Origin of the sequence: Hydrococcus rivularis NIES-593 (assembly GCF_001904635.1) — a bacterium.
In the GTDB taxonomy this organism is placed as follows: Bacteria; Cyanobacteriota; Cyanobacteriia; order Cyanobacteriales; family Microcystaceae; genus Hydrococcus; species Hydrococcus rivularis.
Window position 1 is genome coordinate 498,832 of the sequence record NZ_MRCB01000001.1, and the last position, 18,488, is coordinate 517,319.

An 18,488-nucleotide genomic window follows, 5' to 3' on the forward strand; every position below is an offset into this window, starting at 1 on the left:
CCTAGACTTTTAGGATTTTTTGCCTGAAACTTTACCCATGAATAGAGGGAGCTGTCAAAGCGATTGGAGTGGCTTCGCCGCTAGCCAAATCCAAGGGGAAGTTGTGGGCGTTGCGTTCGTGCATGACCTCAAAGCCAAGATTAGCACGGTTCAACACGTCAGCCCAGGTGCTGATGACGCGACCTTGAGAGTCAAGAACTGACTGGTTGAAGTTGAAGCCGTTGAGGTTAAATGCCATGGTGCTGACGCCCATAGCGGTAAACCAGATGCAAACGACAGGCCAAGCACCCAAGAAGAAATGCAGGGCGCGGCTGTTGTTGAATGACGCATATTGGAAGATTAAGCGTCCGAAGTAGCCGTGAGCGGCAACGATATTATAGGTTTCCTCTTCTTGTCCGAACTTATAGCCGTAGTTCTGGGATTCATTTTCGCTAGTCTCGCGCACTAAGCTAGAGGTAACTAGGCTTCCATGCATCGCGCAGAACAGGGAACCACCAAACACGCCAGCTACGCCTAGCATGTGGAAGGGATGCATCAGAATGTTATGCTCGGCTTGGAAAACGAACATGAAGTTGAAGGTGCCGGAGATTCCCAGGGGCATCCCGTCGGAGAAGGAGCCTTGTCCGATGGGATAAATGAGGAACACGGCAAAAGCCGAAGCCAGGGGAGCGCTGTAAGCAACGCAAATCCAAGGACGCATGCCCAGGCGGTAGCTCAACTCCCACTGACGACCCATCCAGCAGCAAATTCCCAGCAAGAAGTGGAAGAGGATTAACTGGTAGGGACCGCCGTTGTAGAGCCACTCGTCGAGAGAGGCAGCTTCCCAAATCGGATAGAAGTGCAAGCCGATGGCGTTAGAGGAAGGTACGACAGCACCGGAGATAATATTGTTGCCATACAGGAGAGAACCAGATACGGGTTCGCGGATGCCATCGATGTCCACTGGGGGAGCAGCGATGAAGGCGATGATGTAACAGATGGTTGCAGTGAGAAGCGTTGGGATCATGATGACGCCGAACCAACCGATATAGATGCGGTTGTTGGTACTGGTGATCCACTCACAAAACTGCTCCCATAAAGAGGCTTTTTCGCGTGTCTGTAAAGTGGTTGTCATAGCTGAATGATTACTAAAAAGATGATACGTTGGTTTTTGATGAATTTCGCAAGAGTTACCTTGCAATATATTTTTTAAGTATATTTACATCTTTATAAGATCGGGTGACATTTTTTTGTATATTTTTATATCACTATGTTTATATAAATAAACTTATATTTCTTTGCATTAAATTTAATAAATAAAATTTACAATTGGACGATCGCTAAGAGTCCGAACGAGCTAATTTATCAGACTTTTCAGGAATTTTCCCTTGGCGCGATCGCGAGGAGAATCCTTACAATTCTTCATTATTGAAGTTGTTCTAAGATAGCTATTTTTCCCAAAAATCAGCTAATTATTAGCTTTTTTACCCTTTAAAAGCAAATTTAAATTTTAAAGTTTTGTAAATTTGCTTTTCGCCAAATTGTTAAGAATTATCCGATACTTCTAAAACAGAAGAAGCAGAACGCCCAAATTCCTCTGGGGCATATTGTAGATAAACTTCTGCACCGGGATATTCAAACCTACCGGGGGTGACGGAACGCACTAAATAGTGCATGCTATAAACGCCAGCCTTTAAGCGATCGCCATACGCCACGACTTTATCTTTATAGATTTTCTGATAGTTAATTTCCCAACTATCCTGTTGTGGCTGAAAATATGAGGTAGAAGTTTGGAAACTGGTATCGACTGCTTCAAAACCAGCCGGAAGGGGATCGTTAATTATGAGATGGTCTATGGGATGGTCGGTAATGATTTCTAATCCGATATCAAATACCTGTCCCGGCGGTACGGTAAAGGATTCGTCAGGCGCATACAAATCGATTTCGCGCAAGACTTGTGCTTGGTTAGCAGGACGGATATAGCGGATGACTCGCAACCCATTTATACGTCCGGGTTGATTTCCTTTCAGGCGATAGCGATAGGCAGTTAAATAATGCAAGTTACCTTTACCGGATTTGTTGAGGATTAAATCGTGTCGTCCTTGAGGTAACTTCTCCATCGGGACTTGCAGTTCGTAACCGGGGTTGCGATACCCTTCAAAGCGAACTTTGCCTAACTGTTTATTAGCTAGTCGAATGATAGCGCTATAGTTAGGCGGAGTCGGTTCTAGTTGAGTATATTCTACTAATGCCGTTAAAGCTTGGGCATTGTCATAGCTAGTTTGCCAAGTTTCCTCTCGCCGCATTGCCAAAAGTCCTTGCAGGAGGCGATCTAAATTTTCTGGACTCGCTTTTTGGGCAATAAACAGGCGCAAGGCTTGTGCTTGAGCAGTCGTATTAGAATTAAACCATCGCCATTCTTGCGGCAGGTTTACCGTTGCAGTGCGTCCCGTTTCGTAAACTGTTTCTTGAATCTCATTAAATAGGGTTTGTGCTTCGTCTTGCCATTCGGGGAATTGGAAGAGATAGCGGGTTAATTTAATTTGATTGACGCGATCGAATGAATTACATTGTTCGTAGATAGAGACGAGGAAATCTGTGCGTTTTTCTCCTAATTGTGCCAACGCCATCAATGCTTCTAGCTGTACTTGTCGTCTGCATGGGAGAGTACACCAATCGTATTGACCGGGATTTGCCAGAATTTTGTTTAAATAAGCCTTGAGACGGGCTATAATCTCCGAATCTACGATAAATCCTGCGGTTTTTGCTTGGGCAATACTTTCCGCCGCGTAGGGAGTTATTAGAGGATCGGACTGAGGGTTTTCTGGGGAGGGAATAGAAGCAAAACCGCCGTCGGGTTGCTGGAGTTTTTGGAGGTTTTCTAGTGCGTTAGTCGCCTCTTGGGTAGGGTTGAAATTGCTAAAGGTTTGACCGTATTTTTGAGAAAGGATTTGTAAGTTAGCCGCGATCGCAAGTTGACTTGCAGAGGTTTCTAAGAAAGGTAACCAATCTTGGGCAAAAACCTCTTTCGCTGGGGCAGTAATTTCTGGAATGAGGGTACTGGCAAGGAAAATATCTAATCCACCTGCATCGGGAAGGACGTTATTATCGATTTGCAGGGGAATTTTGACTTGACTCGTCGTTACCCCCGATTCAATTGCTTGTTCTGTCACCTCTAACTCTCTTACTTCCAGAGGAACTTCAAAAGCATCGCTTGCTTGGTTATTGAGTCGGGTGACAAACTGGACTTTCCCTTCGCCAACTTTAGAGGCAACCATTGGAAAGCGATAGGCATTGGTTCCTGATGTTGCATTGGTAGAGACGTTACATGTAGCGTCTCTACAGTTATCGGTAAATTGGAGTTTGTTTGTCACAGAACCATTAATGGTTAAATTCCCCGTTTGTCCCGTCGTATTGGTGACGGATAAACCTCCTTGAAAGCGATCGCCCAAACGAGCAAATTGCGGCAAAATGGGGTTAGTAACCAGGGGTTTAGTTGTCATAAAAGTCGCTTCTCCATTGCCGAAATGGAGATTTCCATCCGTTGCCACTGCCATGACGCGCCAAGTAGTTAAATCGTCGGGTAAAGTAAAGGTAACGCTGGCTTTTCCATTAGCATCGGCGAGGACAGAACCGTTATAGTAAGCGAGTGCCTGGAAATTCGTGCGAATGCGGGTGTTTGCTGCTGCTGCTGACTCTCCTCCGCCATATCCCCATCCTTTTTCTAACGGAGAAGCTTGGGGAGTGAGGATGACATCGGGACGATTATCGGCGAAGCGAGTGGCAATATCTTGTTCTGCATAGACGGTTGCGACTAAATCGGGAGGACGATAGCCACTCAGTTGTAAGATGGCTTCATTAACCGCCATGACGGTGAATTGTCCTCGAATGGGATTGCCTTTGTCATCCTGTAAAGTTAGGTCTACCGTTTCTTGCGTTCCTGGTTCTAGTTTGTCTTGTTGGGGAGTTATTTTTACCTGTAAATATTTATCCTCCAAGCTAGTATTAAACGGGGCAAATCCAATGCGGACGAGATTTTCGACGCTTCCCGGTTCGACTTGAGAGATAGGTTGTCCCTGACGCACTAATACTGCTTCTACGGCGGCATTGGGAACCATGTCTGGAGTCACTTGAAATTGTATCTTGGGTGCGCCGCCTTGGACTTTCTCGATGGTCTTGTAGAGAGTATCGTGGCGAATCACGGCAAAATATAACTCCGCTTCGGGATAGGGAGATTCGATTAATGCGGTAGCAGTTTCGCCCGGTTGATAGGTTTGTTTATCGAGGTGAATTTCTATGCGATTATTATCATAGCGATCGCCCCAATTCACTACATTTTCTCCCGTCACCCAGATTTGCGTATCGGTTGCGCTGACATCGCTTTGACTGTTGGCGAAATTTGCATGGATGCGATAAGAACCCGATTCGGGTGGTGTAAAAGATATCGTTTGCGGTTCGTTTCCCGAACGAATCTCCTGTTCTACGACGGTTTTATATTCCACCTGATTTTGAGAAGTCGCGCTTCCTTCTTGCAGTTGCGTGACGCTGCTATATTCCATCTGTTGCAGTTCGACGCGAACTCGTTCCCCAGGTATTATCTGACCTGCGGAATCGGTTACGATTACTTTAACTGGAAAAAATTGACCTGCTTGGGCAACAAAATCGCTTTGCAATCCAATTAAATATTTACTCGGAAAAGCTGTAAAAGTTTTCGCATTAGATACAGATAAATTAGAGACATCAGAAACTGATGCTTCTACGCGATAAGTCATCGGATACGGTAAATCTTCTGCTACTGCAAGGATTTCGCTATTTTTTCCCGATGCATCTAATACTTGACTAGCTTGTCGTACATCAGCCGAAACTTCTGGTGGTTCTTCGGGCCAAAACCACTGACGACCAAAAGAAAATTTCTCCCAACCTTTAGGAATAAATTCTGCTTTTTGGCGAGTGACATAATATTTTATCTTCCCACCTTGTACCGGAGATCCAAAGAGATAATTACTCTCCGTACTAATTCCAACTTTCTCGCCAATTGTGGCAAATTCTTTATCGAGAGTCAGATCGACTTTAAAGTTTGGTGGCTTAAATTCAGCAACGCGAAAGTCACCAGAAATTTCTACTCCATCCTCTCCCTTTGCTTGTAGGCTATAGTAACCTAACGGTCGATTTTTGTCGAGGGTTAATTCTAAAGAAAACATGCCAAATTCATTGGTTTTCTGAGTCCCTAAATCGGTTTCTTTTCCAGCAGGATCTCTGAGTGTCAATCGATAGGAAGTATTTTTATCTTGTTTGAGGACACCATTTTGTAGATAATAGGCTATTCCCGTAAACCAAGCTTTTTCTCCTGGTTGATATAACTGTCGGTCAGAAAAAATTGTTCCTCTTGCTTGAGGTTTTCCATTATCCCAACCTACGTAGATACCATAGCCATAATTGCCGCTGTATTCATCAGTTTGCGTAAAAGCCCAATCTTGACCTTCGCGGGCAATTACTAATAATTTAGGAGCATTTTTATTCTGGAGGCATTGCTGCCAATCTTGACCTTTTATTATAGCCGTTCCTGTCGGATCGGTAGTTGCGATCGCGCAGAGATTTGGTTTGGTTTTAGATTTCGTTTCTAATTGAGTTTTATAAACTTCAATCGTCGCATTTTCAACCGCAGAACCATCAGAAAGATGATTGACTCGAATCAAACCGGAGTCGGGAAACCATTGAGAAAATATTCCTAAATTTGTTAACTCAACCAATCCATAAAATTCTGGTTCCAACCAAGATTCTCGACCATTTTCTTGATAATAATTTGTTTTGGCTTTAATGCCATAAGCTAGTAATCCTGTAGCGGAACCTAGTTTTTCTTTTAAGGGAACTATATTGTCATAAATTTCATTTTTTCTTCCTCCTGCTTTGGAAGTTGACCAACTACTAGCTTGGGATAACAGTTTTTCTACACTACCTTGAGGATAATTAGCATCAATATAAACTAGATCCGTTGGTTGTAGAACTTGATAAGCAGCTTGATATCGAGAGTTAGGTAAATTAACTGTTGAAACGTGAAGTTGTAAGTTAGTATCTGCTGGAAAAATATTTAATCCGGTCGGTGCCCAAATATCCGCTGCAACATCCCCGGTATTATATTGCAGAGTGATGGGTTTTCCTAAACTCTGTCCGAATTTATCTTTGAGATTTTCCCCGATATTAATTGTATAAGTTGTAGCAGGTTCTAATGCCCAAGGATTGATACCAACTAAGTTATCATTATCATACACCTGGAAAAGTTTTACTGCTTTTTTAGGAGTAGGTGTAATACGAATATGTTTAAAAGCAGAATCTGCTACTAAACCATTATTAAATTTTAATTGAGGACTGCCTTTAATAAAGCGTCCGTAAGCTACTCCTTTCTGTAGCGCACCATAATATTCTAATTGTTCAAAAGCCAACGGCGCATAAGTAGAAACATAACTAATCCAGTTTTTTTCGCTAGGCAGATTTCCGCGAATGGGACGCAAACCAGGAGAAAATTCAATCCGGTAGCGAGTAGCTTTGTCTAAATTCTGTTGCGGTGTTATCTCGTAATTCCATGTACGAGAAGAAGGATCGAACCTTGCTTGAGATTGTTCTTCTGCCAATGAAGTTTCTTCTTCTTTAAGCGCTACATTAACTTTAATTCTTTCATCTTTATCTTTTGGCAACAGTAACAAGTGTTCTTTAATAGAATCCCGATCTAATTCTACATTAGAAGTAAAAGTTAGATTGGGTTTTAAATCGATTGGATTGGCATCGGCATCTTCAGCCTTAATACTACCTGGTAAATTAGTAATCTGGATTGGTTCGGTATTGAAAGTCCAAGCTAAATCCTTATCTAACTGATTATTATTTAAATCTCCCAATCCTGTTTTAAGAGTGACTCGAAAGCGAGTCGCTTTAGGCAGTGATTCGTCGGCTTGAAATCCTACCATACGAGGAGTTAAAAAGCGGAATTTTCCCGATATAGGTGGTAAAAGTTCAAACTTTTTTAAAAGTTCTTCTCGATCCGGACTATCGATCTTTTCGACGGGAATTAAGGGATATTTAAAGCGAATGCGAATTTGGGCTAATGGTTCGGATTGTCCGGTAGGACTAATTTGCTCGATCCAATCGGGTAGCTGCGGAAGAGGTAAAGAAGCAATAGAAGGTAACGGTTCTACTCCCGATTTGATTTTTATAAAGTCGCATCCCGCTATTCCCAAAACGAGGACGAAAATCAGTAAAAATTGTATCGAAATTTTAATAAATTGTGCGATCGCTTGCATTCCTTTTCCCCTCACAGCCTATTTCTGTCATAGCTGATGGAAAGAGAAATTAGGAAAATTTCTACAATTCTTAATTAATTAAGATCGTAGGGATTAGTTAATAGTTATTAGTTAGTAGGAATTTTTACTAATGACTACTCGCTAACCTTTTAGAAAAAGACTGACCTAATCGATCGCAACTAATAACAATTTTTGTGCAAGCGATCGCTCAATTGTACTTACCTCGTCCAAAGCCCAGTTGCTTCGGTAATACGCGCTTCAATCTCTGCCGTCAAGGTAGCCTGTGGAAATCAAACAAATTGCTTGCAGAGGGGATAGTGTTGGGAAATAAGCTATGGGATTGTGGGATTGTTCTAGATCGTCCCCGGTGAGGCAAGAATTCCTATCTGCAAGTCGGGAGAGTGTCAATTATCATCAAGGTAACCAGCCAAAAATTCAAGTTGGTGAGACAATTTTTACTAGGTTAACCTTCCTCAATTCCCATGTCTTCTTCTGCCCCCGGTCCCTACAAGAGCAGACTGTTTAACTTCCTCAATCGCCAATCGCTACAGTTTAAAGATCGGTTCGAGAAAACCGGACGACACTTAAAAGTGGCATTGGAGTGGGGAGTGCAAATCCTCATCTACCCGATGTACTTGCTGGTACAAGCTGGACGCATGGCTGGGCGGCAATTGGGAAAAACGGTTGAAAAAGCTCAATTACCAGCATCTTCTTCGCCGACGGAGACTCAGCCAAACTCTCCTCCCGCAGATCGACCGATCGCACAAGTCCTACAAGCGATCGAAGTTGCGATCGCGCCAGAAAGTTCGAGCAATTCATCTCCTCAGCCTACAGAACTGCTAGCAGGAATTCAACAGCAAACCCAAAGCACTCTTAAAACCTCCGATTTACTAAGGTCGCGATCGACGGAAAATCTAGCCGTTCGGTCTTCTTCAAAGACAGCCAAAAGCAGTCAGATAATCGTTCGAGGCATAGCTAGCTCTCTCCAGACGCGCGATCTGGTTTTAGTTACCTCAGACAATCAAATTTTAGATATCTTCTCTGGCGAACAGCAAAAAACCCTACAAAAGCGCATTTATTGGGAGATAGCTAACTTTTGGTACGAACGCCGCCTACAGCAAGAAGCAGCCAACCCATTTCCCGAACTCGTTTCGTCTTTCGAGCAAAATAGCGATAATGTCTTGCCGCCTGCAAGATTGTTCTGGAAAGTCATGCATTGGGTGCAGACGAGTCCAATCGCGATCGCGATCGATCTGTTTGGAGAATCACATCTCGTTCGTTCCCCTTCCGCCGATGCTACCCTATCTCCATCCGAACCCCAAACGGTTCGCGATCGCTCCGTGGAATGGTTACAAAGATTACAGACTGGCTTAAAGTCCTCCCAACAACCAGCCACCTCAGAACCCGATCCCTTTCAAATTCAGGCACTCATCCAAGCTGCCATTGACTACTTTTTCGGTCAGCGTCAAGAGCAATTGCAGTTGTCGGGAGACGAGACTGCCAAGGCATCGCCAGCAGAAATAGAAGATCCTTGGCTATCGTGGGACGATCTCTATAGCGAGACAGAAACGGTATCTACGAGCGATCGCACGTCTCGTCTGGGCGATTCCGTTCCAACTCAGTTGCCACCGCCTTCTGCCAAATTAGTCAAGTCTCAAAAGTCGTTCTCAACCCTTCGCCATTCCTCGCGCGATCGACAGGCAAAGCCAGCAGTTCGACATCAAAACGTTGCCGAAGTCAAACAACCGTCTTCCATCGTCCCCAGTCAACCAATGGATGATTCTCTAGAACTCGACCCCGATTGGATTGAAACGAAAGCCACTCCAGTTGGCTATGTCAAACATCCCCTAGAAAGAATCTTGGAATGGCTAGATCGCCTGTTGCTCTTGACAGAAGAATGGGTCGCGAGCATTTGGCGATGGCTGCGCCAGCGTTCTTGATCCTTTGGTCAATTTAGAATTTTTCGCGATCGCAGCAGCGAAATCCACCTAAATTACAATAATATATTAAATATACTACAAACAGACCTGACACGATTGGCAAAAATGCAGGATAATGGGCAATGCGTGCAAATTCTGTTAATCTAAAAGGTTCTATATTACAGCATCTATTAAACAACGACTATGCGAACTCATTATTGTGGAGAACTAAGAGCAACTGAGATAGGCAAAACAGTCACTCTTTTCGGTTGGGTAGATCGCCGTCGGGATCACGGAGGCGTAATTTTTATCGATCTGCGCGATCGCAGCGGCATCGTTCAGATCGTCAGCGATCCCCAGCGCACTCCCGACTCTTATAAAGCCGCAGAGTCGTTGCGTAACGAATACGTCGTGAAAGTCAGCGGACGAGTCAGCCAACGTCCGCCAGAGTCCATTAATAGCAAAATTCCTACGGGTGAGGTAGAAATTTACGCCGACAACATTGAAATTCTCAATGGAGTCTACAAACAAATGCCTTTCGTCGTCTCCAGTTCGGAGGCAGACTCAGTACGAGAGGAAGTGCGGCTGAAATATCGCTATCTAGATTTGAGACGCGATCGCATGAATAGAAACCTGCAATTGCGCCACCAAGTCGTCAAAGCCATCCGTCACTTTCTCGAAAACGAACAGAATTTCATCGAAGTTGAAACGCCTATCCTGACTCGTTCCACTCCCGAAGGTGCGAGAGATTATCTCGTTCCCTCCCGCGTCAATCCAGGAGAATGGTATGCCCTACCCCAGTCGCCACAATTATTCAAACAACTTTTAATGGTATCTGGGTTCGATCGCTACTATCAGATCGCGCGTTGCTTCCGCGATGAAGATTTGCGTGCCGACAGACAGCCAGAATTTACCCAATTAGACATGGAAATGAGCTTCATGTCTCGCGACGAGATTTTAGAACTCAATGAAGCGTTAGTTTGCCACATTTTTAAAGCCGTTAAAAATATCGATATTCCTCGTCCATTTCCGCGCCTTACCTATGCCGAAGCGATGGCGCGTTACGGAACCGATCGACCCGATACTCGCTTTAATTTAGAGCTAGTTGATGTTTCAGAAATCGTCAAAGATAGCGGATTTAAAGTCTTTTCTAGTGCCGTACAAAGTGGCGGAACTGTAAAAGTCTTGCCCATTCCTGGCGGCAATCATGCTATCTCAAATGTAAGAATTAAACCCAAAGGAGATTTATTTGAAGAAGCTTGCAATGCGGGTGCAAAAGGTATCGCTTATATACGTATTCGCGAAGACAATGAATTCGATACTATTGGCGCCATTAAAGATAATCTTTCCCAAGAACAGAAACAGCAATTAATAGAAAAAACAGGGGCGAAACCCGGTTATTTATTGCTCTTTGGCGCTGGAGATGTAGATATGGTTAATAAATCTCTGGCGAGGTTGCGTTTGGTTATTGGAGAAGAATTCGGATTAATCGATCGCAATAAAATTGATTTACTTTGGGTGACAGACTTTCCCATGTTTGAGTGGAATGCAGAAGAAAAGCGCCTAGAAGCATTGCATCACCCCTTTACTGCACCCAATCCGGAAGATTTAAACGATCTAAAAACAGCCAGAGCACAAGCTTATGACTTAGTTTATAACGGCGTAGAAATTGGCGGCGGCAGTTTGCGGATTTACCAGCGAGAAATCCAAGAAAAAGTGTTTGCAACGATTGGATTATCGATGGAGGAAGCCTACAATAAATTCGGATTCCTTCTCGAAGCGTTTGAATACGGAACGCCACCCCACGGTGGGATTGCCTATGGCTTAGATCGCTTCGTGATGCTATTAGCTGGCGAAGAATCGATTCGGGACGTAATTGCCTTTCCGAAGACACAACAAGCAAGTTGTTTGCTGACAGATGCACCCGCACCAGTCGATGAAAAACAGTTGAAAGAATTGCACGTAAAATCGACTTATAAGCCTAAGTCTTAATCTGAATGACCTGGCTCGGCAAAACTTGTTGACATCAGTAATGCCTAATAGATTGTTCTAAAATAGGTTTTAGTTCTTGCCAGCACGCATTGAGAGTTGACGAGATAGAACATCTTCGTACTCACGGGCACCGATCTAAAGTAACGTTTGTAGGTGTTCGATTAACTGGGGTGCGAGCATTACGCCTTCAATGCGATCGACGGGCTGACCATTTTTGAACAAAACTAGGGTCGGTAGGGCATGGATTTGATACTGAGATGCCAATCCGGGGTATTTATCCGTATCGATTTTGACGACTTGTAGCCGATTTTTCATCTGCATTCCCACCTGCTCTAAAATCGGAGCCATCATTTGACACGGACCACACCAAGTCGCATAAAAATCAACTAAGACGGGAATCTGTGAGTTGGCAAGAAGTTCTTGAAAACTAGAAAATTGCTTCTTAACTGCCATAATTTTCAGGAGTAAGCTATAGAAATCAGGTGCCTTGAATTGCACCCTATCTTATTTCTTATCATAGCCAATCCTTCGAGCGATCGCTTTTTTGGTGTTGCTTTCTCGAAGTACATATTCGTACTGCCACGTCTGCTTGACATTTTCTGTGCGATCGCAATGACAATCCTGACTCATATTCAGCTTTTTTCTGTTTCCTTGCCTGCCGACTAATATTTTTTGCGATCGCGAAATCTGAAAATTAAGCCCAGCGTTATTTCTTTCATGAACCAGTATAAGATTACTAAAATTAAAAAAGTAACGCTCATCATCAGCACCGACCATTTTCCCGTTAAATTATCAACAATACTATCCATTAAATTATCGGGCTTGGTTACGATATCCCAACTATTAAAACGCTGAAAGCGACCGAGATATATTCCCAGAGAACAAAGCGCGTGAGTAATTAACTCGATCCAAGGAATATATTTTCCCCATCCTAATTTATAGCAGTAGTAACCTAAGTTAATCAGAGAAATAACATAGGCTTCCATCCCAGCCAAAATAAATATTAAATATTGGGGAATCAATACTAAAGTAATCGTCCAAACCGAGTAACCTTGTCGAATTAGTTCGATTAAATGAATGATATCTGTTAAAATATAAGGAGCATTGGGGAGAAAAGCGATAAAAACGGCAAAAACACCCCACCAAAGCAGCGATCGCCGCCCAACAATCCGAAATAGCCAGACGCTTAAGACTAAAGGAATATAGGCTAGAAAAAGATTCCAAATTATGAGGGATTTGCTATAGCCTAATACCTCCCTAGCATGGGCTATCCAATCAAAAAATCGCTCCATAACGAACAAAATTTTAACGCTTTATCGGGATGACAACTCTACCATTCTAGTTTATGAAATTTAACGGTCAACCGAAGAATCGGAGCATCAGCTCCAAAAAAATCCTCTCAAATCTAACGTCTTAGTCGATAATTCGGGAATTTAACTTATACCAAATCCGGTTGAATGACCACAATAACCAGTAGTGCGACCAACAGGAGTCGCGAGCAGGACTACATATTATGACTAATTAAACGGATTTGATATTAGTTATTTGCACTTAATTGAGGAATAATATTGTCTTTTTCTTGGGCGGCCCAACTAGCAAAATGTCGGGCTAAAGGTGGCGCAAAAACTAAAGTACTGGTGAATCCAGAGAAAAGATAAGCACCAGTCAAATGATTAATTTCACCCACTAACGGGAGAGAATTTTTGGCAAAAGCAACTAGACAGCGATGCCAAGTTCCTGGTAAATTTTGTAATGAAGGTAGTATAATGGTCATTCCCGTGCGAATTTGCGCCTCGCTAATCGCCGAATCGATTTTTACTTGAGGATTGGTATAGATTTCGCTGATTTGACCGATATAAAAGCTGCCATCCAAAAATTGAACGGCACCGGGATCGAGAACGCCTGCAATAAAGTCCTGGCTTGGTTGCTCCCAGAGAGATTCTATTTCTGGTGCAGTTGCTTGTGCCTCCAGCAGCATCCGTTTCTGAGTAGCTGGCATAACTAATGTTCGCAGACGAATATCGACAGGCGGCGTTTTAATCAGTTGTGCGTGAGTGAAATAGAGTCTGATACTAATTCCTGCTTCCTTGAGGAGCATTCTACTCAAACCTCCCGCACAGACTACCGTATTGGCTGCATAGTATTGATTGCGATCGGTGACGACTCCCTCGATGCGATCGCCTTGACGTAGTAAGTTGACGACTGGCTCGATTTTCAGTTCCCCGCCCAGACGACAAAAAGCTTGTTGATAGGCGAGGTTAGTCTTGTGGGGATGGATGTGGCCGTGGGGAAATCTCAAAACTCCTGAGATAGCATTGGGATTGAGCAAAGGTTCTAATTCGCAAGCCCCGGCAACATCGAGGACTTGAGGGGCAATCGCAAATTGGGAATAATTGGTAGCGACCGTTGTAGGCTCGTCTTGTGCATCAATAGTTAGCACCAAATCGATGTCGCGAAACTCGGTATCTGCCCCTAATTCTTCAGACAAATTGCGATGAATTTCGATGCCTTCTTGACAAATTTGTCGAGTTAATTCCGTCGTTCCAGACCAGTAGGCAAGTCCCCCATAACTATAGTAGGTGGCATTATCTGGTCGAGCATCTTTTTCTAATAGCAAAGTGCGGAATCCTTTTTTTGCCAGTTCGTAGCCCAAAGCAGATCCCGTAATTCCCGCACCGATAACGATCCAATCGTAATTGGCCATATCATCTCCAATTTACAATTCGCAATGCTCAATTCATAATTATGCACCGATGCGCGAACGCGATCGCAACCCCATCGCCAATTGACGCACCCTATCACAGAATTGTGCTGAATCTTGTCTAAGTTTTATTGCCGATATAGCACGAGCAATCTTCGCGATGCCTAGACTGAAAAAGAGGCAGAAGCGATCGCTCGAACGCTATTGCATAAACTCAAGTCTCATGAGACGCTCGCTTCTGCCTTCAGATTATCCAATAGCAACCGAGAATTTTTAACGTTTTAAACGCTTAATTAACACTCCAGTCATATACAAAGGAGAGAAATATGACAACTCAAATACAAAAAGCTGTTGAACCTCAACTCAGCAGCCAAGTCTCGAAATTTTTAAACCAACCTTTCAAACACCTCATTGGCGGAAAGTGGATTGACGCGGCAAACGGTCAAACTTTACCCGTATATAATCCGGCAACCGGTCGCGTTATTGCTAGTGTTGCCTCTGGAGAACGCGAGGACATCGATCGCGCCGTAAAAGCCGCACGTCATGCCTTTGAGGAAGGAACTTGGACAAAACTCGCGGTCTCAGAACGAGGACGCTTAATTTGGAAATTAGCAGACTTATTGGAAGCCCATTTAGAAGAGTTTGCCGAATTAGAGTCCCTCGATAATGGCAAACCCATTACAGTTGCTCGCACTGCCGACGTGCCGCTGGCGATTGACCTGTTTCGCTATATGGCAGGATGGGCGACAAAAATTGAAGGGAATACCATTCCCCTATCCGTTCCTTACACGCCCGATAGCCAATACTTTGCCTACACTGTACGCGAACCCGTGGGAGTTGTCGGACAAATCATTCCCTGGAACTTTCCGTTGCTGATGGCGGCATGGAAATTAGGTCCAGCGTTAGCTGCTGGTTGTACCGTCGTCCTAAAACCTGCCGAACAAACCCCCCTGTCTGCCATCCGTTTGGGCGAATTAATCGGCGAAGCGGGATTTCCCGATGGTGTCGTCAACATCGTCACCGGTTACGGCGAAACGGCTGGTGCTGCCCTCGCTGCCCATCCCGATGTCGATAAAGTTGCCTTTACTGGTTCGACAGAAGTCGGTAAACTAATCGTGCAAGCTGCGGCCGGCAATCTCAAGAAAGTTTCGCTGGAACTGGGTGGCAAATCTCCCAATATCGTCCTCAAAGATGCGGATTTAGAAACCGCGATCGCGGGTGCAGCCAATGCGATTTTCTTCAACCACGGTCAATGCTGTTGTGCTGGTTCGAGACTTTATGTCGAGCGATCGATTTTCGATCGCGTCGTGGAAGGAGTCGCCGAGCAAGCCAAGAAAATTCAAGTGGGGCCGGGACTAGACCCTAACACGGAAATGGGCCCGTTAGTTTCTGACGAGCAACTCGATCGCGTTTGTGGCTACTTGCGATCGGGATTTGCCGAAGGAGCAAAAGCGGTAACGGGCGGACAGCGCCTCGGCGATTTGGGCTATTTTGTTGAGCCGACGGTATTAGTGGATACCAAGCAGACGATGAAGGTGGTGCAAGAGGAGATTTTTGGTCCCGTCGTCACAGCAATGCCCTTTCAAGAACTCGACGAACTCACACCGTTAGCCAACGACAGCATTTATGGGCTAGCAGCAGGCATCTGGACAAATGATTTATCAAAAGCACATCGCTTAGCAGCCAAGCTTCGTGCTGGCACTGTTTGGATTAACTGCTACAATATCTTCGATGCAGCCCTGCCTTTTGGTGGCTACAAGCAGTCAGGCTGGGGACGCGAAATGGGTCATGACGTGTTGGAACTCTATACTGAGGTCAAAGCAGTTTGCATCAAGCTTTAACCTTCTCCTGTAGGGGCTTTGCAATGTCTTGCCCCTACAGCCAATGAAACGCAAGGCAAGAACTTGGTAGGTCGATGAAAATTCCCGACCTTACTGTCAATGGGTTCTCGAAGCTCTCGAAGATTCAGCTAATTAATGGGAACTAAGGAGAACAACTCCGTTTCATAATAGACCGAGGCGATCGCAACAGGTTGAATTATACCAATTTGCAATTAGTCAGCCGTTCTAACTAGAAAATTCTTGAAAGGTGAGTCGCGATAGCGAATTTCAACCATGTTGACCCCATCGGTTTGCCTATTTAAAAGCTAGAACAAAAAACTGACATGAAAAAAGCACTTGTTGTCGGTCATACTAAAGACTCCATTACAAAGGCTCAACAAGAACCATTTCGTTATTACCAAAAACTTCTCAGCCGCCAACTTAACTTGAAGATCGAACACATAGCAGCCGAATCTTTTGATGCGATTGGAGAAGCTTGTAAAAACCAGAATGCCGAGATTATCTTCGTACTGCCTTTTTGGAATGAAAGTTCAGACCAAGCCGAACAAGTCATGCGATCGCTTCGCCAACAGCAACCGACGCGAACGATAGTCTTTATCGATCCGTTCGCCCAGGTAACCAGCAACTATTTTAATGTGCTGCCCCATGTCGATTATTTTCTCAAACGTCAGCGTTATAAGAATTTGGATGAGTATCAGCGCTCCTTCGTCGGTGGCTCGATGTTCACCGATTTTCTGGCTAGAGAGTTAAAGCTAGACTTTAGTCAATGGCACGTCGGTTCACAAGTGCCCCCACAATACCAACATCGCATTGTTTGTGGTTGGAATCTGGGAACTGCCCAACAATTCAAGAAAAAATTGCAAACCCCATCTTGGTTTGAGTTCTGGCAACCTGCCAAAGAAATCGATATTTTCTGCCGCCTATCTTTGGGTTCTAGCCACGAAAGAGATTGGTACTATGCCTATCGTCAAATGGCAGTAGAAAGTCTCAAACCCTTGCAATCCGATTATAAGGTGGTTTCTAGCGGCAAAATTCACGCTCAACTCGTTTCTCGTCGCCAATACTTTCGAGAAATTAAACGCAGTCGCATTGTCTTTAGTCCGTTTGGATGGGGCGAGAGTTGTTGGCGCGATTTTGAGGCGGTTTGTTACAATTGCTTGCTGGTAAAACCTTCGATGGCGCACATCGAGACGCAACCCAATATTTATGTGGAAGGGGAAACCTACGTGCCTGTCAGCTGGGATTTTTCAGATTTGGTAGAAAAATGCGATTATTATCTCAAGCATCCCGATGAAGCGGCTCGGATTGTTAAAAATGCCCGTCGCGCTTACCTTGACTATTTTGAGAGGGGAGAATTTTTGCAGACGATCGCACGAGTAATATAATGTCCGTCTAATTTCCCTGCCTATACCCGTCTTAAATCCAACGTCAAGGGGTATTCTGGATTTAACGGCAACGGTAGCACTTTAATGGTTGCGATCGCGGGAGGATTGGCAATAAAGCGTTCTGCGACGCGCTTGTGAGCTTGTGAGGGATTAGTCGGAAATGTATGATAAAGCTTGCCATCGGGAGGATTGACGGAGTAAGTGCAACCACCCAGCGATCGCCCTTCCCACGTATCGACAATCTCAAAAGTCAAAGGACTGTGGGAATCAATGGCAGGATGCAACATCGATGCATATTGTCTTGCCCTGAAGCGAACGCCGCCGACATATTCTCCTGCGACTCCAGTTGAAATGAGCGGCACTGGATAACCATTGCACGTAACGACGTAGCGAGCGGAAAAGGCATTTCTATTGGGAGAATTCCCCATTGCCCCGCGCAATTTTACTTGTATTCTTTCGAGGGAATCATCAACATATCGGGCAACTCCTCTATTGGCGATTTCTTCCCCTAAAACGTGCCATGGCTCGATCGCGTGACGCAACTCTAACTGGATGCCTTCTCTGGCAATTTCACCGTAACGGGGAAAACGGAACTCGAAAAATGGCTCAAACCAGTCAAATTCAAAAGGATATCTAGCTTCCTGCAAATCGGCAAGGACGACTTTCAAATCCTCGCCGATGAAATGGGGCAACATAAAGCGATCGTGCAGTGTCGTTCCCCAACGGATGAGGGGTTTGGTATAGGGAGACTCCCAAAACCAAGCCACCATAGCTCGAATCAGCAGCATTTGCAGCAGGCGCATCTCTAGATTGGGAGGCATGGCTATGGCGCTTGAGCCACTCCCACGGGCTAAAGCCCGTGGGATTCAGGCTTCATGCAGAGATTGCTGGCTGAGCCAGTCTTACATCTCCTAAGCCTGTGGACGGACTCCCGCCCACTTTAACTATCACTTTGTCTGGATTCTCAGGCGGAGGCGCAAAGTGCTTAAAGGTGCAATTGCAGAGCGGCTCAAGGAGTTGATTTATCAAGTGGCTCAAGAGATTGAGTGCAAGGTACTGGCGTTGGAGATTATGGATGACCACGTTCATTTATTCCTCAACAGCCCTCCAACGATGGCACCTTCAGACATCATGTTCAAAATCAAAGGACGTTCAGCACATCAACTAAGAAAGGAGTTTCCCGATCCGTTGATGAAAATGCCGTCGATGTGGACTCGCAGTTATTTCTGTAGTACGGCTGGCAATGTGAGCAGTTCCACAATTGAGAGATACATTGCCAACCAGAAGAGTAGATGACGGCACCTAAAGGTGCTCGTGTAAGACACTGGAGTTTAGACTAAAAAAGAAAGAACGGCAGCCAAAAGAGAACTTTAGCTACC

At 44.6% G+C, this 18,488-nt stretch carries 11 protein-coding genes and 1 pseudogene; 5 read left to right on the plus strand and 7 right to left on the minus strand.

Annotated features, from left to right (window positions below; all coding sequences use genetic code 11):
* Window positions 1–31: 31 nt before the first annotated feature.
* Window positions 32–1,114 carry a photosystem II q(b) protein gene (gene psbA, locus NIES593_RS02285; protein WP_073598012.1) on the minus strand — a complete coding sequence of 361 codons (1,083 nt, stop codon included), beginning with the start codon at window positions 1,112–1,114 and terminating at the stop codon, window positions 32–34.
* Between the two features lie 409 nt (window positions 1,115–1,523).
* On the minus strand, window positions 1,524–7,271 hold the full coding sequence (locus NIES593_RS02290; protein WP_175561014.1) for an alpha-2-macroglobulin family protein: 5,748 nt from the start codon (window positions 7,269–7,271) through the stop codon (window positions 1,524–1,526).
* Between the two features lie 482 nt (window positions 7,272–7,753).
* Here NIES593_RS02290 and NIES593_RS02295 point away from each other — a divergent pair, with 482 nt between their 5' ends.
* The gene (locus tag NIES593_RS02295) at window positions 7,754–9,211 is read left to right on the plus strand and encodes a hypothetical protein (RefSeq protein ID WP_073598013.1); all 1,458 of its coding nucleotides are present in this window, start codon (window positions 7,754–7,756) and stop codon (window positions 9,209–9,211) included.
* A gap of 183 nt (window positions 9,212–9,394) precedes the next feature.
* Window positions 9,395–11,182, plus strand: coding sequence for an aspartate--tRNA ligase (gene aspS, locus NIES593_RS02300; RefSeq protein WP_073598014.1), 1,788 nt, complete (start codon window positions 9,395–9,397; stop codon window positions 11,180–11,182).
* 135 nt (window positions 11,183–11,317) lie between these two features.
* On the opposite strand, the gene trxA is transcribed toward aspS, so the two are convergent.
* The 4 genes from trxA to NIES593_RS02315 all read right to left on the minus strand — a co-directional run bounded on the left by trxA (window position 11,318) and on the right by NIES593_RS02315 (window position 13,886).
* Complete coding sequence (trxA, locus tag NIES593_RS02305) at window positions 11,318–11,635, minus strand: thioredoxin (RefSeq protein ID WP_073598015.1); 318 nt, start codon at window positions 11,633–11,635, stop codon at window positions 11,318–11,320.
* Window positions 11,636–11,686: 51 nt separating this feature from the next.
* Window positions 11,687–11,812, minus strand: coding sequence for a hypothetical protein (locus NIES593_RS25065; protein ID WP_281250693.1), 126 nt, complete (start codon window positions 11,810–11,812; stop codon window positions 11,687–11,689).
* Window positions 11,813–11,844: 32 nt separating this feature from the next.
* On the minus strand, window positions 11,845–12,474 hold the full coding sequence (locus NIES593_RS02310; protein WP_073598016.1) for a DUF1361 domain-containing protein: 630 nt from the start codon (window positions 12,472–12,474) through the stop codon (window positions 11,845–11,847).
* Between the two features lie 245 nt (window positions 12,475–12,719).
* Entirely contained in the window at window positions 12,720–13,886 is a 1,167-nt protein-coding gene (locus NIES593_RS02315; RefSeq protein ID WP_073598017.1) for an NAD(P)/FAD-dependent oxidoreductase, read from the minus strand.
* 323 nt (window positions 13,887–14,209) lie between these two features.
* On the opposite strand from NIES593_RS02315, the gene NIES593_RS02320 reads away from it, so the two are divergent.
* Window positions 14,210–15,724, plus strand: coding sequence for an aldehyde dehydrogenase family protein (locus NIES593_RS02320; protein WP_073598018.1), 1,515 nt, complete (start codon window positions 14,210–14,212; stop codon window positions 15,722–15,724).
* A 323-nt stretch (window positions 15,725–16,047) separates the two neighbouring features.
* On the plus strand, window positions 16,048–17,109 hold the full coding sequence (locus NIES593_RS02325) for a glycosyltransferase (RefSeq protein ID WP_073598019.1): 1,062 nt from the start codon (window positions 16,048–16,050) through the stop codon (window positions 17,107–17,109).
* Window positions 17,110–17,129: 20 nt separating this feature from the next.
* On the opposite strand, the gene NIES593_RS02330 is transcribed toward NIES593_RS02325, so the two are convergent.
* Window positions 17,130–17,930, minus strand: a complete 801-nt coding sequence (locus tag NIES593_RS02330; RefSeq protein WP_245817237.1) for a transglutaminase family protein — start codon at window positions 17,928–17,930, stop codon at window positions 17,130–17,132.
* Window positions 17,931–18,051: 121 nt separating this feature from the next.
* Between NIES593_RS02330 and tnpA the strand changes: the two are divergent.
* Window positions 18,052–18,405: pseudogene (gene tnpA, locus NIES593_RS02335) on the plus strand (IS200/IS605 family transposase); the annotation flags it as partial.
* Window positions 18,406–18,488: the final 83 nt, after the last annotated feature.